This window comes from Glycomyces buryatensis (assembly GCF_004912275.1).
Classification (GTDB): Bacteria; Actinomycetota; Actinomycetes; order Mycobacteriales; family Micromonosporaceae; genus Glycomyces; species Glycomyces buryatensis.
Genome location: NZ_STGY01000037.1, coordinates 47,100 through 67,561, shown reverse-complemented (window position 1 = coordinate 67,561; position 20,462 = coordinate 47,100). Strand labels below are relative to the sequence as shown.

General features: G+C 67.6%; 23 protein-coding genes and 2 tRNA genes. 11 read left to right on the top strand and 14 right to left on the bottom strand.

Features of this window, described 5'->3' with window-relative positions:
• Nucleotides 1-45: 45 nt before the first annotated feature.
• The 3 genes from FAB82_RS09205 to pheA all read right to left on the bottom strand — a co-directional run bounded on the left by FAB82_RS09205 (nt 46) and on the right by pheA (nt 2,598).
• Nucleotides 46-765, bottom strand: coding sequence for an ArsR/SmtB family transcription factor (locus FAB82_RS09205; protein ID WP_136534249.1), 720 nt, complete (start codon nt 763-765; stop codon nt 46-48).
• A gap of 168 nt (nt 766-933) precedes the next feature.
• Nucleotides 934-1,593: a GOLPH3/VPS74 family protein gene (locus tag FAB82_RS09200; RefSeq protein WP_136534248.1), complete on the bottom strand. Its 660-nt coding sequence runs from the start codon at nt 1,591-1,593 to the stop codon at nt 934-936.
• 87 nt (nt 1,594-1,680) lie between these two features.
• Nucleotides 1,681-2,598 (bottom strand): prephenate dehydratase, encoded by a 918-nt coding sequence (gene pheA, locus FAB82_RS09195; protein WP_136534247.1) that lies wholly within the window; start codon nt 2,596-2,598, stop codon nt 1,681-1,683.
• A gap of 227 nt (nt 2,599-2,825) precedes the next feature.
• Between pheA and FAB82_RS09190 the strand changes: the two genes are divergently transcribed.
• Nucleotides 2,826-2,898: transfer RNA gene (locus FAB82_RS09190), tRNA-Glu, on the top strand.
• A gap of 86 nt (nt 2,899-2,984) precedes the next feature.
• Nucleotides 2,985-3,059 (top strand) — tRNA-Asp (locus FAB82_RS09185).
• Between the two features lie 55 nt (nt 3,060-3,114).
• On the opposite strand, the gene FAB82_RS09180 is transcribed toward FAB82_RS09185, so the two are convergent.
• Both FAB82_RS09180 and FAB82_RS09175 read right to left on the bottom strand, forming a co-directional pair.
• The gene (locus FAB82_RS09180) at nt 3,115-3,612 is read right to left on the bottom strand and encodes a DUF1990 domain-containing protein (protein ID WP_136534246.1); all 498 of its coding nucleotides are present in this window, start codon (nt 3,610-3,612) and stop codon (nt 3,115-3,117) included.
• A gap of 102 nt (nt 3,613-3,714) precedes the next feature.
• Nucleotides 3,715-4,233: a hypothetical protein gene (locus FAB82_RS09175; RefSeq protein ID WP_136534245.1), complete on the bottom strand. Its 519-nt coding sequence runs from the start codon at nt 4,231-4,233 to the stop codon at nt 3,715-3,717.
• Between the two features lie 139 nt (nt 4,234-4,372).
• Here FAB82_RS09175 and FAB82_RS09170 point away from each other — a divergent pair, with 139 nt between their 5' ends.
• Nucleotides 4,373-6,421 carry an RNA degradosome polyphosphate kinase gene (locus FAB82_RS09170; protein WP_136534244.1) on the top strand — a complete coding sequence of 683 codons (2,049 nt, stop codon included), beginning with the start codon at nt 4,373-4,375 and terminating at the stop codon, nt 6,419-6,421.
• On the top strand, nt 6,418-7,299 hold the full coding sequence (locus FAB82_RS09165; RefSeq protein ID WP_136534243.1) for an NUDIX hydrolase: 882 nt from the start codon (nt 6,418-6,420) through the stop codon (nt 7,297-7,299). Before FAB82_RS09170 ends, FAB82_RS09165 begins: the two co-directional genes overlap by 4 nt.
• A gap of 56 nt (nt 7,300-7,355) precedes the next feature.
• On the opposite strand, the gene FAB82_RS09160 is transcribed toward FAB82_RS09165, so the two are convergent.
• The 5 genes from FAB82_RS09160 to FAB82_RS09140 all read right to left on the bottom strand — a co-directional run bounded on the left by FAB82_RS09160 (nt 7,356) and on the right by FAB82_RS09140 (nt 12,599).
• Nucleotides 7,356-7,910 (bottom strand): hypothetical protein, encoded by a 555-nt coding sequence (locus tag FAB82_RS09160; protein ID WP_136534242.1) that lies wholly within the window; start codon nt 7,908-7,910, stop codon nt 7,356-7,358.
• A gap of 42 nt (nt 7,911-7,952) precedes the next feature.
• Nucleotides 7,953-9,380, bottom strand: a complete 1,428-nt coding sequence (locus FAB82_RS09155; protein WP_136534241.1) for a hypothetical protein — start codon at nt 9,378-9,380, stop codon at nt 7,953-7,955.
• Between the two features lie 4 nt (nt 9,381-9,384).
• Nucleotides 9,385-10,785, bottom strand: a complete 1,401-nt coding sequence (locus FAB82_RS09150) for a hypothetical protein (RefSeq protein ID WP_136534240.1) — start codon at nt 10,783-10,785, stop codon at nt 9,385-9,387.
• Nucleotides 10,782-11,525: a hypothetical protein gene (locus FAB82_RS09145; RefSeq protein WP_136534239.1), complete on the bottom strand. Its 744-nt coding sequence runs from the start codon at nt 11,523-11,525 to the stop codon at nt 10,782-10,784. The genes FAB82_RS09150 and FAB82_RS09145 overlap by 4 nt, the downstream gene beginning before the upstream one ends.
• Before the next feature lie 219 nt (nt 11,526-11,744).
• Nucleotides 11,745-12,599 carry an NmrA family NAD(P)-binding protein gene (locus tag FAB82_RS09140; RefSeq protein ID WP_136534238.1) on the bottom strand — a complete coding sequence of 285 codons (855 nt, stop codon included), beginning with the start codon at nt 12,597-12,599 and terminating at the stop codon, nt 11,745-11,747.
• Between the two features lie 202 nt (nt 12,600-12,801).
• Between FAB82_RS09140 and FAB82_RS09135 the strand changes: the two genes are divergently transcribed.
• The 3 genes from FAB82_RS09135 to FAB82_RS09125 are packed head-to-tail and all read left to right on the top strand — an operon-like array spanning nt 12,802 to nt 13,967.
• Nucleotides 12,802-12,984 (top strand): hypothetical protein, encoded by a 183-nt coding sequence (locus FAB82_RS09135; protein WP_136534237.1) that lies wholly within the window; start codon nt 12,802-12,804, stop codon nt 12,982-12,984.
• The gene (locus FAB82_RS09130) at nt 12,981-13,304 is read left to right on the top strand and encodes a hypothetical protein (RefSeq protein WP_136534236.1); all 324 of its coding nucleotides are present in this window, start codon (nt 12,981-12,983) and stop codon (nt 13,302-13,304) included. Before FAB82_RS09135 ends, FAB82_RS09130 begins: the two co-directional genes overlap by 4 nt.
• 15 nt (nt 13,305-13,319) lie before the next feature.
• The gene (locus tag FAB82_RS09125) at nt 13,320-13,967 is read left to right on the top strand and encodes a phosphotransferase family protein (RefSeq protein WP_136534235.1); all 648 of its coding nucleotides are present in this window, start codon (nt 13,320-13,322) and stop codon (nt 13,965-13,967) included.
• Nucleotides 13,968-13,993: 26 nt separating this feature from the next.
• Here the strand turns inward: FAB82_RS09125 and FAB82_RS09120 are convergent, their stop codons facing one another.
• A complete protein-coding gene (locus FAB82_RS09120; protein ID WP_136534234.1) occupies nt 13,994-14,539 on the bottom strand; it encodes a hypothetical protein in 546 nt (181 codons plus the stop codon).
• Between the two features lie 123 nt (nt 14,540-14,662).
• On the opposite strand from FAB82_RS09120, the gene FAB82_RS09115 reads away from it, so the two are divergent.
• Nucleotides 14,663-15,403 carry a class I SAM-dependent DNA methyltransferase gene (locus tag FAB82_RS09115; protein ID WP_136534233.1) on the top strand — a complete coding sequence of 247 codons (741 nt, stop codon included), beginning with the start codon at nt 14,663-14,665 and terminating at the stop codon, nt 15,401-15,403.
• 173 nt (nt 15,404-15,576) lie between these two features.
• Here the strand turns inward: FAB82_RS09115 and FAB82_RS09110 are convergent, their stop codons facing one another.
• Entirely contained in the window at nt 15,577-16,251 is a 675-nt protein-coding gene (locus FAB82_RS09110; RefSeq protein ID WP_136534232.1) for a hypothetical protein, read from the bottom strand.
• A 242-nt stretch (nt 16,252-16,493) separates the two neighbouring features.
• On the opposite strand from FAB82_RS09110, the gene FAB82_RS09105 reads away from it, so the two are divergent.
• Nucleotides 16,494-17,345, top strand: a complete 852-nt coding sequence (locus FAB82_RS09105) for an MOSC domain-containing protein (protein WP_136534231.1) — start codon at nt 16,494-16,496, stop codon at nt 17,343-17,345.
• On the opposite strand, the gene FAB82_RS09100 is transcribed toward FAB82_RS09105, so the two are convergent.
• Nucleotides 17,342-17,863 carry an NUDIX domain-containing protein gene (locus FAB82_RS09100; RefSeq protein ID WP_136534230.1) on the bottom strand — a complete coding sequence of 174 codons (522 nt, stop codon included), beginning with the start codon at nt 17,861-17,863 and terminating at the stop codon, nt 17,342-17,344. The genes FAB82_RS09105 and FAB82_RS09100 overlap by 4 nt on opposite strands.
• Before the next feature lie 63 nt (nt 17,864-17,926).
• Here FAB82_RS09100 and FAB82_RS09095 point away from each other — a divergent pair, with 63 nt between their 5' ends.
• Nucleotides 17,927-18,466, top strand: coding sequence for a GNAT family N-acetyltransferase (locus FAB82_RS09095; RefSeq protein WP_136534229.1), 540 nt, complete (start codon nt 17,927-17,929; stop codon nt 18,464-18,466).
• Nucleotides 18,467-18,635: 169 nt separating this feature from the next.
• Nucleotides 18,636-19,532 (top strand): RpnC/YadD family protein, encoded by an 897-nt coding sequence (locus FAB82_RS09090; protein WP_136534228.1) that lies wholly within the window; start codon nt 18,636-18,638, stop codon nt 19,530-19,532.
• Nucleotides 19,533-19,605: 73 nt separating this feature from the next.
• Here the strand turns inward: FAB82_RS09090 and FAB82_RS09085 are convergent, their stop codons facing one another.
• Nucleotides 19,606-20,352 carry a carbon-nitrogen hydrolase family protein gene (locus tag FAB82_RS09085; protein ID WP_136534227.1) on the bottom strand — a complete coding sequence of 249 codons (747 nt, stop codon included), beginning with the start codon at nt 20,350-20,352 and terminating at the stop codon, nt 19,606-19,608.
• Nucleotides 20,353-20,462 lie beyond the last annotated feature (110 nt).

The following is a 20,462-nucleotide window of genomic DNA, read 5'->3' as shown; positions in this document are numbered from 1 at the left end:
TGAATACGAAAGAGGTTTTTCAGAATTTCTTGGCTTCGCAGTCCGCTACAGGTGCGGGAAGAGACGGAAGAGGGCGTTGTAAACGTAGGTGCCGTCGTCCTCGCCGGCGCCCGCCTCGATCCGCTTCCGGGTCAGCTCCGCGTACTCCTCCTCCAGCTCCAGGAACCGATCCTGGAACTCCTGCGCCTCGGCCGGGCTCAGCCGCAGCCGTCCCTGCGTTGACACCGCGGATTCGTGGATCTCGGGATCGGTCTCGTCCCGCGTGGCCAGCCACCGCTGGAAATCGCGCTCCTGCTGTGCGCTGAAGGCCCGCACCATCTCCCGCTCGACCACCTTGTGGCTCTCGGGGGCACCGGTCTCGGCCTGGATGGAAAACGAGTGAATGGCCAAGCGCCACAGGCGTTCCCGCGCGTCGCCCCGGCTGGGCGCCTCCTCGATGAAGCCGGCCTTCGCGAGGGTGCGGAGGTGGTAGCTCATGGCGCTCGGGGTCATGTCGGCGACTTCCGCGATCTCGGTCGCCGTGGCGCCGTCGAAGCCCTCGACGCGCCGCTTGCCGAGAAAGTCGAAGACCGCCATGCGCGCCGGGTGGGCCAGCGCTTTCATCCGCTCCGGGTCGGTGATCTTGACCCTCCGGGGGTCCTTCTCGAACGACCGCGATTCGGGCCGGTCGAGGAACGACGGAGGCTCGGGCGGCGACGGGGGAGCGGGCGGCACCGGCGGCCCGGGTATGGCCGGGTCCGAATTCGAAGCATGAATTTCAGACATGCCCCAAGCTAACCACGCCGCGGGCCGGTGGTGCCAAGATCCGAGGGAAGCACGTGGTCGCGGCCGGTTGGTTCACCCGGTGGACTTCGACGCCTCGGGTCGCTCCCGTGGCCGGGCGGGAACCTGGAAGCTCACCGGGTGAACTTCTCCGTCCCCGTCTGCGTTGCGCTAGCTTCCCCCGGAGGAGCCCGCCGCCGCGGAGGTGGCCGCGACCATCGCGGCCATGACCGCCGCCTGCGCGGCCTCGACCGCCTTGCGGGTGGCGTCGCTCGCCCACGAGCCCTCGGTGATCCGCTTGAGCGCCTTGCGGGTCGCGCGCTGGTCGCGTCCCGGGAAGGCGACCTTGGTGAGCTGCAGCGCGTACACCAGCGACGCGATCGCGGCGGTGCGCGCGTTTCCCGCCTCGCCTACCGTGACCGCATTGCTCAAACGGAAGCGGACGTCGGCCTCGATACCGGCATCGGCCGGGAGGTAGCGGTGCGAGGGGAACAGCCCCAGCACCATCGACTGCTCGTGGCGGAGCACGCCGCGCGCGACCAGGTCGTCCAGCACCCGCTGCCGCACCCCCTTGCCGGCGCGCTCCACCACGGTCCTCGGCGCGCGCGGTTTGTCGTTGGCGATCGCGGCCAGGCGCTCGTCCAGCAGGGCGTCCCCGGTCGGGGTGGCGTCGATGACGACGACCTTCTTGTCGACCACGTCGATCCGCTGCGCGAGCGTCAGCTCCAGCACGATCGCTCCGCCCAACCCGAGGTTGAGGTACGAGGTCCGGCACTTGCCGGTCGTGTCGTCGTACGCCAGCAGCAGCAGTTCATCAAGCAGGGAAGCCATGCGCCAAGCGTATGGCCCGGTCGCCACGGTCGTCGTCCCCGATGAGAACGAATCCGCACCGGCCCGCTCCTCCCGGAGGCGGACCTCCTAAGGACGACCGCCGTCGCGCAGGTGCCGCAGCCAATCGGCGGCGGCGGTGAAATCGGTGTCGGACAGCCCCTTCGGGGCCGGGACGGGATCGTCGGAGCGGTCGCGGCGGTAGGAGCCGAGGTAGCGGACGTCGGCGCAGATGCGGCGCAGGCCCATGAGCGCCTCCCCCATGCGGGCGTCGGCGAGGTGGCCGGTGCAGTCGAGGAAGAACGCGTAGCGGCCCAGGGCCTCGCCGGTGGGTCGGGACTCGATGCGGGTGAGGTTGATCCCGCGGACGGCGAACTCGGTGAGCACCGCGAGCAGCGCCCCGACCTGGTCGTGGTCGATATAGACGGCCAGGGAGGTGATGTCATTGCCGCTGGGCTCGGGCGGCGGGCAGGGCCGCACGACGTGGACGAAGCGGGTCTCGGCATTGGGGTTGTCGCCGATGTTGAAGGCCTGCACGGGAAGCCCCGCGGCCTCGGCGGTGAACGGGGCGCAGATGCAGGCGTCGAACTCGCCGACGAGCACGCGCTGGGCGGCCTCGGCGGTGGAGAGCGCATTGACGGCCGTGGCGTTCGGCAGCTCGCGCCGCAGGTAGCCGCGCACCTGGGCGAGCGCGTGCGGATGGGAGGCGACGGTGGTGATCCCGTCCGCCGTCTTCTCGGAGGCGAGCACCATGGTGACGGGGAGGACGGCCTCCCCGGCGATCACCAATGGTTCACCGCCGACGAGCTCATCGACGGTGACGGTGACGGTGCCCTCCTGGGAGTTCTCCAGCGGAACGAACCCGGCATCGACCTCGCCCCGGCGGACCGCATCGAGGACCTCGGCGACCGAGGACATCGGGGTGGTCGTGGCGCCCTTGGCGGCGGGCAGTCGGCGGAGCGCGGCCTCGGTGAAGGTGCCGCGCGGTCCCAGGTAGGCGAACTCCATGCCCCCAACCTAGCAAGCACCGCAAACGTTTCCGGCGATGCGCATTCGGCGCCATCCGGAGCGATCGAGAATCCGCCCCGATTTGAGACGACGGTCTCAACAACGCCCCGGCGTGGACGGGCCCCCGTAGGTCACGTATGCTTGTCGAGCCCAAGCGGAATTCCGCGGTGGTAAGCCCAGTGAAACTGAGATGCGGCGCAGCGCGCCAAGTGTCAGGCTCACAAAGCGCCCCCATCGTCTAGAGGCCTAGGACGCCGCCCTTTCAAGGCGGTAACACGGGTTCGAATCCCGTTGGGGGTACAACTAGGCGCGAGTTCGGTCACCCGGAACCGCCTGGTATAACTAAATGAGGTCTTACGACCTTGAACGGCTCCGGCCGATCTCAAGGTCCCGTAGAGCAGCTAGGAGTGCTCGCCACCCTGTCAAGGTGGAGGTCGCGGGTTCAAATCCCGTCGGGACCGCAAACAAAACCCGCTGGTTCGCCAGCGGGTTTTTCTGTGCCCTTTCCAATCAGACCTATGCGGACACGGCGTCCCGCATCCGCGTCACGAACTGGTCGGTGGCGCGGGTCTGGAAATGGCGGGCGACCGGTGCGCCGAGCCGACTCAGCCAGGTGCCCGGTTTGGAGAACGACCGGATCGTGAAACGGGTCGTCTCCTCCCCCAGCGCTTCGAGCAGAAACGCGGCCTCGCCCTGATCGGGGTGGCCGGGCAGGGAGCCGTAGCCGAAGCCGACGCGCTCGGCCGTCTCCTCGACCCACACGACCTGGCAGGGAATCCGCAGCCCGGCGAACCGCAACCGAACCTCGACTCCGGCCGCGACCCTGGGCGCGGAGGGTTCGGGCCGCAGCCCGCACTGCTCGTGCAGGCCCCAGGTCATCAACACTTCGGCGGCCCGCGCGAGCGGTGCCGCCAGTTCCGTCTCGCGATGCAGATGCCGGTACCCGGCGGGCATCGAATCGCCCTGGGTCGCACCCGGTTCGGGGTAGTTGACCTTGAACTGAGGGGAAGTCATCCGAGAATCATCCCGCCGGCCCCGGGCACGGGCGGGGCCGGGGCGGCCCGGTTCGGGATGCGGTTGCGTCCTAACTAGATCCGTGATGTGATCTCGTGTTGGTCATTGGAGGCGATGGGATCGCTCGTATGGCAGGAGCGGGCCGGTGGCGAAGGCGTTCTCGTCGAGGACATTGTAGATTTTCAGGTGGCCCGTCTTGAAGGTGAAGCGCGGGCTGATCATGCCCGCCGCCAGGTCGGCGCCGGTCCATTCGACCAGTTCCACCGCGGTCAGGCGCTCACCGGCAAACCCCGCGGCGACCGGTTCCAGGTCGGTCCTCCAGCGAAGCGGAAGGCGGCCTCCATCGGCCTCGAACCACGGGACGGAGCGGTCCAGATCGATCGTGCCGCAGGCCAGCGAGAGCTCATCGAACTTCTGGTGGCAGACCTCGAGACGGACGCCGTCGAAATCGAGCACGACCGGCGTATCCGCCCACCACTCACCCGGCGGCCCCTCGAGCAGCCACACGGCACGCAAGGTGTGGCCGACCAGCGACCGCAGCATCGGCCCGTGGGTCCGCCGGATTTCGGTGAGCCCTGTCATCCATTGCGGTTCACAGCCTTCGATCTGGCAGAACCCCATCCGGCCTCCTTCTCTCGCTCGGAGATCGCGAGCTTATGACAGGTGATCCAATGTCTATTCGGCGTGTGATTCTGTGAACGCAGGGGGATTTCAAAGCTCGTTCACCGATCGTTCATGTTCTTCGTTAACATTGTGATGTATGACGAATAGTGAGTCTGTTCCCCTCGTTGGTGATGATTTGCCACCCGACCGGTTCCTCGACCGCGAGGAGAGCTGGCTGCGGTTCAACGCGCGCGTGCTCCGGCTCGCGCAGTCGCCCGAGTTGCCGCTGCTGGAGCGGGTTCGCTTTCTGTCCATCTTCTCGACGAACCTGGACGAGTTCTTCATGGTCCGCGTCGCCGGACTCATGCGCCGCATCGCGACCGGCCTGCCGGTCCGGACCTCGTCGGGGCGTCCGCCGCAGAGCGTTCTCAAGCACATCGCCGGCCTCGCCCACCAGTTCAGCCTCCAGCACGCCGAGTACTTCCGCGACGAGATCGCCCCGCTGCTCGCCAAGGAGCACATCGAGATCCTGCGCTGGGACGAGCTGGAGACCGGCGAGCGCCAGCTCATGCGGGAGCTCTTCTCCGCCCGCATCTACCCGGTCCTCACCCCGCTCGTCGTCGACCCCGCGCACCCCTTCCCCTACATCTCCGGCCAGTCCCTCAACCTCGCCGTCCAGGTCCGCGATCCCCGCCTCGGCGTCACCCGCTTCGCCCGCGTCAAGGTCCCGGCGCTGCTCTCGCGCTTCATGGCCGTCGCGCCCGGCCGCTTCGTCCCCCTCGAAGACGTCATCGCCGCCCACCTCGACCAGCTCTTCCCCGGCATGGACGTCCTCGCGCACCACACGTTCCGCGTCACCCGCAACCAGGACCTGGAGATCGACGAGGACATCACCGAGAACCTGCTCCAGACCCTGGAGCGCGAGCTGCTGCGCCGCCGCTTCGGGCCGGTCGTGCGCCTCGAAGTGGAGGACACGATCGATCCGCGCGTCCTCGACCGGCTCACCGCCGAGCTGGGCGTGGACGAGGAGATCGTCTACCGCCTCCCCGGTCCCCTCGACCTGTCCGGGCTCGACGCCATCGCCGATCTCGACCGCTCCGAGATGACCTACCCGCGCTTTCGCCCCTCCGAGGCGGTACTGCCGCCCGATGCCGACCTGTTCGCCGTCATGCGCGACCAGGACCTGCTGGTCCACCACCCCTACGACTCCTTCACCGCCTCGGTCGAGCGCCTCATAGAGGAGGCCGCCGTCGATCCCCAGGTCCTGGCCATCAAGCAGACCCTGTACCGCACCAGCGGCAAGTCCCCGATCGTGGACGCCCTCATCAAGGCGGCCGACGCGGGCAAGCAGGTCGTCGTCGTGGTCGAGATCAAGGCGCGCTTCGACGAGCAGGCGAACATCGACTGGGCGCAGAAGCTGGAGCAGGCCGGCTGTCACGTCATGTACGGGATCGTCGGCCTCAAGACCCACTGCAAGCTGGCGCTGGTCGTCCGCCAGGAGAACGATGGAAGCCTGTTGCGCTACAGCCACATCGGCACCGGCAACTACCACCCGGCGACGGCCCGCCTCTACGAGGACTTCGGCCTGCTGACGACCGACCAGGCCGTCGGCGAGGACGTCAACGCCGTGTTCAACCACCTCACCGGCTACTCCCGCTCCGAGGACTACCAGCGCCTCCTGGTCGCCCCCCACTCCCTGCGTCCGGGCCTGATCGACCGGATCGAGCGCGAGATCGAGAACCACCAGGCCGGCCTGCCTGCCCGCGTCCGCTTCAAGTGCAATTCCCTGACCGACGAGAAGATGATCGACGCGCTCTACCGCGCCAGCCGGGCCGGTGTGCAGGTCGACCTGTTCATCCGCGGCATCTGCGCCCTGCGCCCGGGCGTGCCCGGCTTGTCCGAGAACATCCGGGTCCGCAGCGCGCTCGGCCGCTTCCTCGAACACTCTCGGGTGTACGTGTTCGAGAACGGCGGAGACCCGGAAGTATGGTTGGGCTCGGCGGACCTGATGCATCGCAACCTGGACCGCCGCGTCGAAGTGCTGGTGCGGGTGACCGGCGATGCCCATCGCGCGCAGCTCACGTCACTGCTCGACCGGGGCATGGACGCCGACACACGGACGTGGCGGCTCAGCCCGCTCGGCCTGTGGTCCCGCCCGCGCGGCGGCATCGACCTCCAGGAAGAACTGATGCAGGAGCACCGTTGAACGAACCCGAGATCTTCGCCGCCGGCGCCGTGCTGTGGCGGCCGGGCCCGGCCGGGCCCGAGCTCGCCCTCATTCACCGCCCGAAGTACGGCGACTGGTCGTTTCCCAAGGGCAAGTTGAAGAAGAACGAGCACATCCTGGCGGCCGCACAGCGCGAGGTGTTCGAGGAGACCGGCATTCAACCGGTCCTCGGGCGTCCGCTCGCGCCCTCCCTCTACGACAAGGAAGGCCGGCTCAAGCGGGTCGACTACTGGTGCGCGACGGCGGCGGCCGAGGCGGTCGACGCGGCGGTCGATCCGCGCGAGGTCGACGGGCTCGAATGGGTGCCGCTGGACCAGGCCGCCGAGCGGCTCACGCACGAGCGGGACCAGCCGGTCCTGGCCGACTTCATCGCGAACGGGGCCCGCGAGACGGTGCCGTTCGTGTTCATCCGTCACGGCATCGCAATGTCCAAAGCGGACTGGTTCGACCAGGATGTGCTGCGCCCCTTGAATCAGCGGGGACGCGAACGCGCCGCGCTGCTCGAGGTATTGCTCGCGAGCTACCCGACCGGCACCGCCTACAGCGCCACCAGCGCCCGCTGCCTGGAGACGCTGCTGCCGTATTGCGCCGCCGAGGGCATCGCGCTCACCGGACTGCCCGAGTTCACTTCGGGCACAGAGAAACCGCGCCTGGCGACCGACCGGGTCGACCAGCTCATCGCGGTGGGCGAGCCGGCCGTCATCTGCGGCCACGGCGAGACGATGGACGAGCTCATCAATCACTTCTGCCACCGTTTCGGCGCGCAGGCCCCGGACGATCCGGCCCTGGAGAAGGGCTCGTTCTGGGTCTTCCACACCGCGGGCGACAAGCTGGTGGCGACCGAACACCACGACTGACCTTCAGGCCGCACTTGCCCGGGAGCGGTTGGGGCCGAACGGAAGCCGGTGACTCCTCAGGGACCGGGAAGCTCCTTCAACGGCTCGTAGGTGTACGTGCGTTCGGGGAGGCTCCGGAGGTAGAACGTGTCGATCCGGCCGGTGAAGGCCGCGAGCAGGAAGTCCACGCAGCCGAGGTCGAAGTGCTCCCAGGCGCCGTCGCGTCCCTGCTCCAGGGACACGGTCCACGTCTCGGGCGGCTTCGTCGCGTCGGCGATCCAGTAGAAGTATTCGCCGCACCCGGAGGTGGCCCAGTTGACCAGGTGCGTACCGGGAACGAAGAGGTGCGGAGGCCTGTCCTCGGGCGGAACGTCGCTCCACAGGCCTTCGAGGTCCTCGATCCGCTGCTTGCTCTCCGGCACCAGGTCGTAGTAGACATTGGGGCAGCCCGGGCCGTAGATGATGATGTCGGAGCCGCGGATGAGGCCCGGACCGAACATGTCGATGAGGGCGCGATAGTCGGCGGGAAGCTCCGACCCGAGTTCCCGGGTGACTTCGGTCCAGTCGATGGCGGGCGCGTCGACGGGCGACATCGAGAGCAGGGCGGCCAGCTCGACAAGGTTCTGCTGCAAGGCGAATGCCTCCTCGGTTCGGGGTGTATCGGGCGAGGCGACTCAGCGCGGGCGGCCGCGTTCGTCCTGGTAGGCCGCGTGCTCGCGCTCCTCGCGATCCTGCTGTTTATAAGGGAGTCTGGAGAACAGCTCGCTCCAGCGAATGCGCTGCCGGGGCCGCGCGGGCTTCGGACGTCGCCGTTCCGGGCCGAAGTAGTCGATGCCGCAGGCCCAGCGGTGCAGGATCGGCTCCGTCGGGTCGGGCACGGCCCAGACGTTCACCTGGAGCTCCGCGAGCTCGGTCTGTCCATGGGCGATCGATAGCGGCGCTTCCAACGTCTGCGGCGGGGCCTCCCCGCCCGGAACCGGCAGCGGCGAGCCCGGGGTCTGCACCTTGACGTGGTGCTCGCCGGGAGCCAGCTCGAACCACATACGGGTCCACGAGGCGGCCACTTCGACCCCGTCGATCCAAATCTGCGGCGGCGGCACCACGGGCCGATGCGTGACAGGAGTTACCTCCCCGATCTGGTTCAGCACCCGTTCCTGCCGGGGAGTGAACTGGCGCTGCCCGGGCTCCAACTGCCGCGCCAGATCCTCGGATCCGATGTCGGCCTTGAGGAATCGCGCATCGATCACCAGAGCGGCCGCACCCGCCGCCGGGGCGGGCACCGCGCCCTCCTCGTCGAGCACCAGCGGCGCCAGTCGGTCCGGCCCGCTGAGGGGCCGGGTATCCAGTGGCGGCGCGGGCGGACAGCGGTTGTAACGCAAGAACTTCCACAGCACGCTCACCCCCCACCAAGAAACGGTGATGGCAGGGATGACCACCCAACCCGTCAGGATGATCGCGGGACCCCACCCGTAGCGGATGTCGATCCCGGCTCCGGCGAGCAGGATCACGGGGATCATCGCACCGATGAACAGGCCCACCATCACCATCCACGCCCACGGATGCTCCTTGGCGTTGGAAGGCAGGTACTGCCAGTAGTTCAGCCGCCCGCGCGGCCCGATCGTGTACCCGGTCAGGTGTCGCATGTTGAACGGCGGCCCGTCCTCGGCGAAGGACCGGTGCGCGTTGCCCTTCATGCCGACGTAGTCGAACGCGGCGGTCCGGCCCGCCTCGATGTCCACCGCCCGCCAGGCCCGCGAATGCCGGCTCTGCACCTCGACCAGGTGCCGACCGGGCGACAGCGGCACCGTGATCCGGCCCCACCCGCTCGCCACCGATCGGCCGTCGACCAGCGCCTCCGGGACGAGGCTCGCCTCGTATCGGGCTTCGGGAAAGGCGTTCCCCGCCTGGACGGCCGCCTCTCGGCGCCGGGCGTTCTCGAGCAGGTCGCCCGACTGCGGCACATTGCCTACGCGTCCGTGCCCGAGGCGCAGGTCGAGGTAGCCGCATCCGGCCGCTTCGGTGAAAGCGGCCGGGTTCTCGCGCAGTTCCCAGCCTGGCCGGGCCTTGAAGTTCGGGTCGGCCTGCCAGGCGATAAAGCCCATGCGGTCACGACCATTTGACCTCGTCGGGATTGGACCACGTCTCGGACGGGTCGTCCTGCCACCAGTTCGCCAGGCCGTCCGGCACGCCGCCCCCGACACCGCCGCCGCCCTCGGCGCCCCACTTCCAGTCGCCGTCCCCCTGGTAGGTGGGAATCCAGGTGGAGGCCGCCTGCCCCAGGTGGCCCGCCAGCACCCAGCCGCTGCCGAGCGAGACCGCCGAACCGCCGACTCCCTGGAGCGCGGTCATGGAGTGCCTGCCCATGGGGGTCATGAGGAGGGCACGCACCCCGAACGTGGCCAGGCCTTCCAGCGCATTGCCGGCAAAGCCGCCCAGGATGTCACCCACTCCGACGTCGTTGCCGTGACTCTTCTGCAGACTTATGGTGACGACGCTGAACGCCGCCGCGATCCCCGCGCATATGCCCGCGATCATCGTGATCTGGGATTCTATGGCCTTGACATTGAGGTTCATGATGGCGGCGGACGCGTTCGCGGCGGTCACGACCGCGGCGGCACCGACCCCGGTCCAGCCCACCGCGCACAGCTGGATGAAGAAGGAGAGCATGGTGATGGTGCAGGTCAGCAGGAATCCCCAGTACATGGTGAGGATTCCGGCCATCAGCAGCAGCTCCATCGCGAGCGTCACCGCATTGATGGCCAGCTCCTTGAGCTGGTAGGAGAACTCGGCGGCCTTCTGCTTGAACGCCTCGGCGTCCGCGCCCGACCAGTTGTCGTCGGTAATGGTCTCGACCTCGGCCATCGGCGCGTCGGCCGCGGCCCAGTTGACCCCGGCCAGTTTGAACCACGATCCGCCGGTCTTGATCATGTCGCCGGGATTGCACTGGTTCATATAGATGGAGGACGCGATGATCCCGACCGCCGGTCCGAACGCGATGGCCGGGGCGACGATCACCGTCCCGCAGGTCTTGATGATCGCGTTGTAGACCGGCGAGGCCGCGCTGCCGGCCTGGTAGAACATGTCACCGGTCGCGAACAGGTCCCCCATGTCGGGTGCGGCCCCGCCCGCCGCGCCGCCGCGCGCCGCTCCGGCTCCACCCCGGCGCGCTGCCCCGCCTCCCGGGCCCATGCCCGCCCCCGCCCCGCCGCCGAACGCGGAGGCGACGACGCCGTCGATCTCCTCCATGTCGGCGATGCAGGCGTCCAGGGCCTCGCACATTTCGCGGAAGCCTTCGGCGGCACCGGCCATCGACTCGGTAACTGTCGCGGTGGCGAGCGAGTAGGACAGCGCCAGCGGCAGGGTGACGGCCGTGTAGAGGGCGCGATCGAGGCCGTTCAGCGCCGGAAGGACGCTCTCATCGTTGGCCTCTTCCAGGATCGGCACGACCTTGCTGTCGATATTGTCGGCGATCCCCTGAACGAAATCGAGGTCGAAAACCCTGCTCACTGCAGTCCCATCTTTCGTTTGGCGGATGCGACCGCCTGCTGGTACTCGTCGATCATCTGGTTGGTCCGGTCCGCTTCGCGCTGCGTGCCGGCTTCGGCGCCGTCCAGCACGCCGGAGACCTCCTCGGGCCGGTTCTTGCGGGCCTGTTCGAGCGCGGCCTTGGCCAGCTCGGCCCGCGCGGCCGCCAGCTGCTCGGTCAGGGCCCGGCCCAGACCTTCCACTCCGAGATAGCGCGCATTCGGTCCGATATGGACTCCGGCAATGATCTCCCGGCTGCTGGTGGTGACGCCGACGTCCCCTTCGGAGGTGCGGGACTCGGCGAACAGCGGCTCGCGCTCCGGGTCCTGCCGGGCGGCGGCCGCCTCGGTCATCGCGTTCCCGAACCCGCCGAGCCAGACCCCGAGGCCGCCGTCGATCGCGGGGTCGGAGTCGAGGACGGGGACGGGACCGGGGGTTTCGACGCCGAGGCGCTGGCGCATCATCGCGGCGACCGCGTCGTAGCCGCCCGTGGAGGCGGCTTGTTGTATCGCTCCGAGGGCGGCGATGCCGTCGTTCATCGCCTGGTTAGTTTCGGCGTCCGGCTCGGGGAGTTCGGTGCCGAGCTCGCGGACGAGCCGGGCGAGCTCGTGGGACGGCCTGGCGAATCCACTGGTGGAGACGCTGATGGTCACCTCGTCGCCGATGCGTCGGAGCGTGACAAATCCGTCGGGGTCGGTCCAGGTCTGATCGTTCTCCGCCATTTGGGTCCAACGTCCAGGTCGGGTGGAATGCATGGTGAGGTGGTCAAAGGCAGATTAACAACTAGGCGCAAAAAACCGGATTGCGGGGAAACCCTGCCGGGCCGGCGGGCGTCGAGGTGGTCGTCGCGACCGGCCAGGTCGCGCAGGGCGTATGGAGGCACAACGCGGTCTAGGCGGACCGGTGAGACCGGTCCGCCTGTGACACCGCTGAACTCGCTGTTATGACACCCAGGAACCCTCCTTCGCGGCGCGAGCCGCCCAATCTGCAAAGGCGACCGGTTCGCGGCCGAGGACCGCTTGGACGCCGTCCGCGACGTCGGCGATCTTGCCTTCGCGCATGACTCCGTACATCACGTCCAGGAACTCGATCAGCGGCTCGGGCACGCCCGCCGCCTTCAGCGCCTCGACGTAGTCCTCGGGGTCCTCGGCCCGGAAGGTGATCTCCTTCCCGGCGGCCTTCGCGATGATCTGGACCGCGTCCTCGAAGGAGATGGATTCGGGCCCGGACAGTTCGTAGATCTGGCCGCTGTGGCCGTCCTCGGTCAGGACCGCGACCGCCACCGCCGCAATGTCTTCGACGTCGATGAACGGTTCGGTCGTGCCCCGCAGCGGCAGCGCCAGTTCCCCGGCGAGCAGCGCCGGAAGGTTGTCCCCTTCGCTGAAGTTCTGGTTGAAGTTGTTGGCCTGCAACACCGTCCACTCGACGCCGGAGTGCTTCAGGGCCTCCTGCATCGCGTACATGGCGACATCGTCGGGGCCGGCTCCGGCCGCCTCCACGAGCACGTGGATGCGGCGGCCCGACTGCGAGACCAGGCGCTGCACTCCCGCATTCGCTGCGGCCGTGACGAATTCCCGCGCCGGGATCGGCTCATCCGGCGGAATGATGTAGGCGGCGGAGACGCCTTCCAGTGCCGCGCCCCAGGTCGAGGCGTCGTGCCAGTCGAATGGGATCGCCGTGCGGCGGGAGACCCCGCGCACGTCGTGCCCGGCAGCCCGAAGCTGTTCAGTGAGGCGCCTCCCGACCTTGCCGGTGGCGCCGATGACGAGGATCGTCTTTCCGTGATTTTCGCTCATGGACCCAGTCAAGCGCCTGGATCGGGCCGCGCACATGCTTGCGACTCCAGGGCTCATGCGAGTTCGTCCACGAGAACGCGATGGAACTCCGGCGCAGTCGAATCCGCGGTGCCGCAGGAGAAGCCCGGTACCGGCCGGGAATCGGGTTGCGACCATTGCGTACGTTGACATTCGCAGTGTGACGCCCGAACGGAGCATTGAGATGGATCGGAACGACGTTCCGTTGGAAGAGGTCGCGAAGCTCTACGGCGTGGTAGTGCATCCCGAAGAGGCCAGAAGGTTCTACCGGCGGCAGGCCTGGCTCCTGATCGCGGTCGTGTGGGTGCCCGTCCTGCTGTTCCTCATGTTGACAGGATTCATCCTGATCGTCCAGGCATTCGCATGACCTATACGCCGCATCCGCCGCCATTGCCGCCGGGATCGCACCACCTCAGCGAGCGGGATCAGGCGCTCCTGCGCGACCCTCGGCACCCGATTCATCATGGCCTGCAACTACATCCGGTGCCGAACCTGATCTTCACCCGGACCGGGAAGCCTTCCATCTGGGAGAGCCGTCTGCGCGTGTCCTGGTGGGGGTGGAAGACCGTCATCTGGGCGCAGTTCAGCCGCGCACAGAAGGTCCTGCTCATAACGGGGATCTTCTCCGTGCCGACGTTCTGCGTCCTGGGGGGCGTCATCGCGTCGCTTGTAGCGATCTTCTTGTGAACTGACTCAAGCTCCATTTCCGACCCCGCACGCCCGAAAACCGGTGGAGCCGAAGCAAGACAGGCCGACACGCTCGAACAGCTCCATGCCGTGGACCTCTCCGCCACGACCGGCGACGGCGGCATCGACCCCGACACCGGAAACGGATTCCACGACGCGTGGGCCGAGTGGCTGCTCAGGGGCGTCCTCAAGGCTTGGGGGAACATTGAGTCCACTGAGGATCGTAAAGTCCTGGAGACCCTTTCGGACGTGGTGCACGCCGAATCCGCGCCCCTGCCGCCGATCCGGGCGCTCGTCCACGGCGATTACAGCGCCGACAATCTCGTCCTCGGCGAGGACGGCACGGTCGGCGTCCTCGACCTCGAATACGCGATGATCGGCGACCCGCTCTGGGACGTGGCGTACCAGCTGTTCTGGGGCGGCGCCTGGCCGCAGATGGCGCCGCAGGCACGATCCGCCGTCGCGGCCCTCGATGACACGGCCGACCACCGAGACCGGCTGCGCTTCTACATGATCACGTCGGGACTGGCGGGCACCGCGTTCTACGCGCAGGACGACCGCCGCGACGACATCCATCTGATGGCGCGACGGCTCGCGCCGCTGCTGGAGACCCCGCCGAGCCTGACGGACCTCGACGGCTACTGGCTGAGCATCGGCGACTGAGCCGAGCGGCTATCGGGGCCGCGGTTTCATTGGCCGGGCGGCGGATCGGATCTGAAGCCCTCGAGGGCCGCGACCTGGTCGGGGCTGAGCAGCAAGGTCCGGTTCACGCGGTTCGGATAGATCTCCGCGGCCCGCCAGAACTCGGCGCGGACGCTGGTGGCGACGCCGATCCGGCGCATGTACGTGTGCAGGGCATCGATCAGCTCCGGGGCGTCGAAGAGGTGGACCCGGTCGATGCCCCAGGGCCGGTGCGCCCTGGTAGTGCCGTTGCGCGACCCGGACATGACCAGGTAGTAGTCGAGTTCCTCGGAGTCGGTCATGTCGAGCAGGCCCTCATTGCGGGTGTAGTGCTTGACATTGACGGTCCGCCCGGCGAGGGGGCCGCTGCGGAACCAGCCGTCCACGGCCCGATTGGCCCCGGGTTCGAGTTCGATGTCGAAGATCTGCGCGGCGATCCAGTCGGAGAGGTGCCCGTGCACCAGGGGACGGCCGACGATATCGGTAATGCGGGCGTCGATGTCGTTGCGCTGCCGCAGAAGCATGGCGATCGCCACGAGTTCGGCTGATTCCATGTGCGCTCCTACGGGTCGGCCCCTCGCTTCCCATCGTAGCGACGTGTCGGTGCGGGACGGGGAACGAACCTGCGGCCACGCAAACCGCTCGACATGGCTGCGGGCCTAAGGAATCCTGAGGCGATGGAATCGAACGACATCTGGGACGCCGAAACGGCCCGCAGCTACGACACCCCCGGCGAGGGCATGTTCGCGCCGGAGGTCCTCGACCCGACCATCGACCGGCTCGCCGAGCTCGCCGAAGGCGGCCGCGCCCTCGAATTCGCGGTCGGCACCGGCCGTGTGGGCGTGCCGCTCGCCGAGCGCGGCGTGCCGGTGACCGGTATCGAGCTGTCCCCCGACATGATTGCGCAGCTCCGCGCCAAAGTAGACGATTCGGCGCTCCCGGTGTTCGAGGGCGACATGACCACCGTCCGGGCCCCCGGTGAGTTCCACCTGGCCTATCTGGTGTTCAACACCATCTCGAATCTGCTCACCCAGGACCAGCAGGTCGAGTGCTTCCAGAACGCGGCCCGGCACCTCGTCTCGGGCGGGCGGTTCGTGATCGAGCTGTGGGTGCCCGAACTGCGCGCGCTCCCTCCGGGCCGCAAGGCGACGGTCGGTGTCGTAGATGACGGGTACATCCTGCTCGACACCTACGACACCCTCAACCAGCACGTGGTCTCCCACCACTTCACCTTCAACGAGAGCCGCCGGTCCCGCCTCGATCGCACCCCGCACCGGTACATCTGGCCGTCCGAACTGGACCTCATGGCCCGGCTCGCCGGCTTCGAACTCGAATCCCGCCACGCCGACTGGCAGGGCGGCGAGTTCACCGCCGACTCCCCGTACCACGTGTCGGTGTACCGACTCCCCGTCGACTAGGGGTGGACGAATTCGACGTCTATCACGCTGTCCCCCAAGCCCGGACGCTTCCTCATCCTGACGAGGTGAACCCGGCCTCCTCAGCCTTCACAGTGGCGGAAGGTGTTGTGCCAGAGCCGGATGGCTTCGGCACAGATGAGTTCGGTTCGGGCTCGCCGTCACTGTCGTCCGGGTCAGGGTCGGGAGGTTGGGGTAGGAAGTCTTTGAGCCAGGCGGGGGGTGAACTCATCGCCTGGGCCGCTGAGGAAGTTGCCGCTGCCTCGCAGGTTCCCCTTCGGCGGCGTCTCGGCGTCGTCGTCCGCTTCGTCGTCGTCGTTTCTGGTGGGGGCGTTGAGGTAGTAGCCGTGGAGGGCGAGGCCGGTGGTCAGTGCCATGAGCAACAGGTAGGCCAAGCCGAACAGAATCGCGACCCGTTTGCGCAGTCGCCGTTCGGGTTCGGCCACAGCCGAAGTCGAGTTCGTGGTTGCGGCCGGTGGTGTGGTGAAGGCCCGTCGCGGGAGCGGCCCGCACCAGCGGGGCGGAAGCGGGATCAGTGTCGGGCGCTCGGGCGCCGCCGCTGCGGCCGCGTGAACACGGACCGCCTTGTCGAACTTCAGGTGCGGCAGGCGCGGTTCGGGGTCGGGTTCGAACGCGACTCGCCACGCGTACGAACGCTGCGGGTCCGGGGCGGACACGTGCGGGTGAGGTTTCGGGTTGGGCCGGGATCGGTGCGCGCCGAGCTTGGCGCGGAATGCCGCCTTGTCCTGCGGCGGCATGGTCCACGCCGGGACCACCGCCTGCCATGCGACTCCCGAGGTGTTTCCGTCTAGGGAGTTGAGGTGGTTTTGGCGTACGCTGATGTATGCCATGGGAGGCTCGCCTCTCTGGTGTAGGGAGGCGGCCCGCCAAACATTTAGCGATGGCGCGGCGGGCCGCCGCTTGATATTCACTTGTGCGAGAACGTGCTCCTAGCACGTATTGCGAGTTTGGCACAGCCGATCTACCGGAGCCAAGCACGACACCCATTCGCGTGCAAAAGTGTCTAGATGCGCGCGTCACATCCCCATCCGGTCTTCGCCTCTCCCGCTAAAGCCGTGTTCCACTGAGTTGCATGGCAAGCGTTGCAGGAGTTTGGCGGTACCCGGTCAAGAGCGCCCGGGGCGAGGCACTCGACGTGGCAGAGGTCAGTCCCAATGGTCTCATCGGGGATCGAGCATGGGCCTGTGTGGACAATGGACCCGCCAGCGACCCCGCACTCGTGGGCAGTGCCAAGCAGCCTCGTATGTGGGGCGGGATGCTCGATGTCGACACACGCACTGACGAAGACGGCGTCCACATCAGCATTGGCGACCTGTCGGCGATCGTCGGCAGTCCCGCTGCCGATAAGGCGCTCAGCTCCCATCTCGGTCGGCCGGTGCGGCTCATCAACGAAGTCCCGGCCGATGCCAAACTTCGGCGCCTCATGCCCGCGCAATCCGGGCTGGTCCCCTCGTGGATGGCCAATACGGCGCCCGGCGAAGAACTGACCACCGGCTTCGCCGCCTCCCGAACCGAAGCCGGTGCCCGGTTCCATGACTTCGGCGCCGTCCACATAGTCACCACAGGTGAACTCTCGCGCCTCGCCGAACGGCTCGACCGCGCGTCGGTCCCACCGAGTCGCTTCCGGCCCAACCTGCTGCTCGAACTCGACTCGGACCCGGCGCCGGGCACTCGGATCACGTGGGGCGAGACCGTACTCAGCGTCCAGGTTCCGACGCCCCGCTGCATCGTTCCCAGCATCCCCGGCGGCGGAGCGCCCCTCGACAAGCAATTGTCCGCCACCCTCGCCCACCATTACCGGACCGAAATCGGGGATTACGGCAAGGCCGCCCGCTTCGGCTTCTATGCCGAAGTACTGCAACCCGGCCCCGTCCACCAGGGCCAGGCCGTAGAACTCGAGCAACCGGATGAGCGTCGGGTCTAGGGCAGGTCGCCGAGGTACACGGCACCGTTTGCGTTCGGTTCGGCGCCCAATGCGATGAGTGGTGGCGCCAGCCCGAGCGGCAGCAGGACCAGTTCGCCGACCGAGGCCAGAGGATGCCAGACGACCGCGGCTTGCGTGCGGTCCGGCGCCATCGGCGGGGACACGGCACCGGAAGTCGTTTGTGCTTTGAAGTACAACTGGAGCTGCTGCAGTTGGGTGCGGTGGTGCGGGTGCCCGGGATGCCTTTCCGGTAGGTACTCGCGGACCCAAAGCAGCTCACCGATGTCGACCTGCATTCCGGTCTCTTCGCGCACCTCGCGGCGGGCCGCCTCGGCTGCCGTCTCGCCGGGCTCGACGCGTCCGCCGGGCAGCACATGGAACGCTCGCCCATTGTCGCTGTGCCGGACGAGAAGGACCCGGCCCTCCTTGTCCACGACGACGGCGCGGGCGCTGACCCGCGGCTCGGCTGCACGGGGCTGCAGCTCGACACTGGACTGAGCCGGGGAGTGATCGTTCACCCGGCAAGCCTATGGGGCAGAAACCCGCTTGCTCGGGCCCAGTCCCGTCATTAGGGTCGCAGCATGGAGATACGTGCAGAGGCTGCGGGCGATCACGAGGCCGTCCGGAGAGTGCATGAGTTGGCGTTCGGGGACAGCGGACCGAGGGTCGCGGACTTGAACGACGCGTTGCGGGAGACAAGCGACGCGCTTTCGCTTGTCGCTGTTGGCGACGGACAGATCGTCGGTCACGTCATGTTCACAACCAGCCTGCTCGACGCACCGCGCGAACTTGTAAAGGTGCCGGTGCTCAGTCCCATCGGGGTGCTGCCCGAGCGCCACGGCCAGGGCATCGGATCGGCGCTCGTCCGCCGAGGACTGGAGATCCTGGACTCGCGCGGTGCGCCGCTGGTGTTCCTCGAAGGCCACCCCGGGTTCTACTCGAAGGTCGGCTTCAAAGCGGGCGGCGAACTCGGATTTCGCAAGCCGTCGCTGCGCATCCCCGATGCCGCGTTCCAGGTGTACCCACTGGCGGCGTACCAGGATTGGATGAATGGAACGCTCGTCTACTCGCAGGACTTCTGGGACCACGACTCGGTGGGGCTGCGAGACCCCAGCGCGTAGAGAAGAGGAGCGCGGGCTGCGCCGCCGAGATCGCCGCAGACGAACTGGGCGCCAGCGAAAACCATGGCCGACCCGATCGCTCAAACTGTCGGTTTTACGACAAGCGCACGTCTTCGGGTGTCACCCACTCGTTTCACAGGGGAACCGTGAAACGAAGGGAATCCCCCCGATGCCAGGAGATCCACACGAACTCATCGTCCAGGCCATCCAGGACGAGCCGCTCACTGCGGCTTGGTTGATGGACCTCGTCGACATGGACCGGCGAGTCGAGGTGTGCACAGCAGCCGAGACACGAACTACCTCGGTCGGCTCCCCCGGAAGAACTGAGCGGCGGGCCGATGTCGTAGTCAAGCTGTCGTTCCCCCGCCAGGAAGACCGAATCATCATCGTCGAAGTCCAAAACGAGTTCAAGAATGAGAAATACTACCGGCTGCCGGGCTATATGGCCCGCGCCTTCGAAGACCACCGGCTTCCGGTGGAACTGGTGCTCATCTGTCCCACGGACTCGGTGGCCCACCAATACTCGGAAGGCATCTACCTCGGCCCGGAGAACACCATCTCGATGAGAACGCTCGGGCCATCGAACTTCCCGGAACTGGTCAACACTTCGCTGCTGCCCACGGCGGCCTCGGCGGTGGTGGCCGCCATCATCGGCAAATCCCCGAGAGGACGCAAGGCCGAACTGTTCGTCTCGACACTCGACCGTCGCCTCGGTACCATCGAACCAGGGCGAGCGGCCGACTACATCATGATGCTCACGATCCTGGAAGACGAGCCCGCCCAACTGCTGGAGGACCTCATGCGCACCAAGACACGCCCGTACCACTCCGAATACAGTGACCGCCTGCGTTCAGAAGGTCGAGAGGCTGGACTCGAGGAAGGTCGGGAAGAGGGTGCAGTACTCCATGCCCGCAGTCTCCTGGTGGCCCTACTCGAAGGCACCCAAAGCGGCATCACCGCCGAACAGCGTCAGCGCATCGAAGCCTGCACCGACCGCGAGCAGCTCGACGCTTGGATCGCGAAGTTCGTCGCATCGGGCTCAGCCGCCGAGGTCTTTCCCACGTAGACGAACAGCGTGAAACGGGGTGCCGGGCATTCATGCCCGGCCCCATGCGCCGCAATGGCATTGATGTCGAGCCTCAGAAGCTCGTCCGGTCGGTGCTCCGCGGGTCTGCTACCCGGCGGCTGCGATAGATCTCGCCTTCCCTGGCAATCGCCCGCCAAGGGCGGGCCTTGTTGAGGGCGATGTCGAACTCGGGTGCTTCCCGGTCGAGCTCGCCGATGATCAACTCAGTCTGATCGTCTGCTCGGGCCAGCACCGTCCCTTCCGGTCCGATCAGTTCGGAGCTCAGCAGATGCGAGGTCTGCATCGGGGTGGACATGGCGAGCCAGTAGTTGTTGATCGCCGCGTGCGCGCGGGCCTTGATCTCGAAGATGGCATCGACCGGGTAGGCCGACAGCAGCAGGCAGTCCACGCCCAGCCGCTCGTACTCGGCGAACAGGTCGGGGAAGTTGATCTCGACGCAGATGGCGCAGCCGAAGGTGAAGCCGTCGACTTCGAAGACGGTCGGTTCGAACCCGGGGGTGTAGTAGTTGAGGGTTTCGTTGTTGGAGCAGTACCGCTTGTCGTAGCGACCGACCAGCTTACCGTCGTCGGCGATGACGTACAGGCTGTTGTGCGGGCGGTGCGGCGCGTTCAGCCGGTGGGCGCTTCCGAGGACGACCCACAGTCCGAGCTCGGCAGCGAGCGCGGCCACCTGGCGGTGTTCTTCGTCGACCGCGGCCCAGTCCAGCCGGTCATGGCGGACCTGGTCGGTGGCGTACCCCGATAGGCAGCCTTCGGGGAACTGAATGAGGCGTGCCCCGGCCTCGCCGGCCCGGCGCATCAGCCGCCGGACCGTCGGGCCGTCGGGCCGTTCTGGCAGGGATCGTCGCTGATCGATACTTGGGCGATCGCGATGCGGAGCGAGGTAGAGGGCGCCATCGGCTCACCCTA

Coding starts and splice junctions, on each gene's coding strand:
- FAB82_RS09095 (WP_136534229.1), top strand. CDS start 17,927: ATGGAGATACGTGCAGAGGCTGCGGGCGATCACGAGGCCGTCCGGAGA.
- FAB82_RS09085 (WP_136534227.1), bottom strand. CDS start 20,352: ATGCGCCGGGCCGGCGAGGCCGGGGCACGCCTCATTCAGTTCCCCGAA.
- FAB82_RS09120 (WP_136534234.1), bottom strand. CDS start 14,539: ATGGAATCAGCCGAACTCGTGGCGATCGCCATGCTTCTGCGGCAGCGC.
- pheA (WP_136534247.1), bottom strand. CDS start 2,598: ATGGAGTTCGCCTACCTGGGACCGCGCGGCACCTTCACCGAGGCCGCG.
- FAB82_RS09140 (WP_136534238.1), bottom strand. CDS start 12,599: ATGAGCGAAAATCACGGAAAGACGATCCTCGTCATCGGCGCCACCGGC.
- FAB82_RS09090 (WP_136534228.1), top strand. CDS start 18,636: ATGCCAGGAGATCCACACGAACTCATCGTCCAGGCCATCCAGGACGAG.
- FAB82_RS09175 (WP_136534245.1), bottom strand. CDS start 4,233: ATGGGGTTCTGCCAGATCGAAGGCTGTGAACCGCAATGGATGACAGGG.
- FAB82_RS09200 (WP_136534248.1), bottom strand. CDS start 1,593: ATGGCTTCCCTGCTTGATGAACTGCTGCTGCTGGCGTACGACGACACG.
- FAB82_RS09135 (WP_136534237.1), top strand. CDS start 12,802: ATGGATCGGAACGACGTTCCGTTGGAAGAGGTCGCGAAGCTCTACGGC.
- FAB82_RS09110 (WP_136534232.1), bottom strand. CDS start 16,251: ATGGCATACATCAGCGTACGCCAAAACCACCTCAACTCCCTAGACGGA.
- FAB82_RS09180 (WP_136534246.1), bottom strand. CDS start 3,612: ATGACTTCCCCTCAGTTCAAGGTCAACTACCCCGAACCGGGTGCGACC.
- FAB82_RS09105 (WP_136534231.1), top strand. CDS start 16,494: ATGGCAAGCGTTGCAGGAGTTTGGCGGTACCCGGTCAAGAGCGCCCGG.
- FAB82_RS09155 (WP_136534241.1), bottom strand. CDS start 9,380: ATGGGCTTTATCGCCTGGCAGGCCGACCCGAACTTCAAGGCCCGGCCA.
- FAB82_RS09145 (WP_136534239.1), bottom strand. CDS start 11,525: ATGGCGGAGAACGATCAGACCTGGACCGACCCCGACGGATTTGTCACG.
- FAB82_RS09205 (WP_136534249.1), bottom strand. CDS start 765: ATGTCTGAAATTCATGCTTCGAATTCGGACCCGGCCATACCCGGGCCG.
- FAB82_RS09115 (WP_136534233.1), top strand. CDS start 14,663: ATGGAATCGAACGACATCTGGGACGCCGAAACGGCCCGCAGCTACGAC.
- FAB82_RS09170 (WP_136534244.1), top strand. CDS start 4,373: ATGACGAATAGTGAGTCTGTTCCCCTCGTTGGTGATGATTTGCCACCC.
- FAB82_RS09130 (WP_136534236.1), top strand. CDS start 12,981: ATGACCTATACGCCGCATCCGCCGCCATTGCCGCCGGGATCGCACCAC.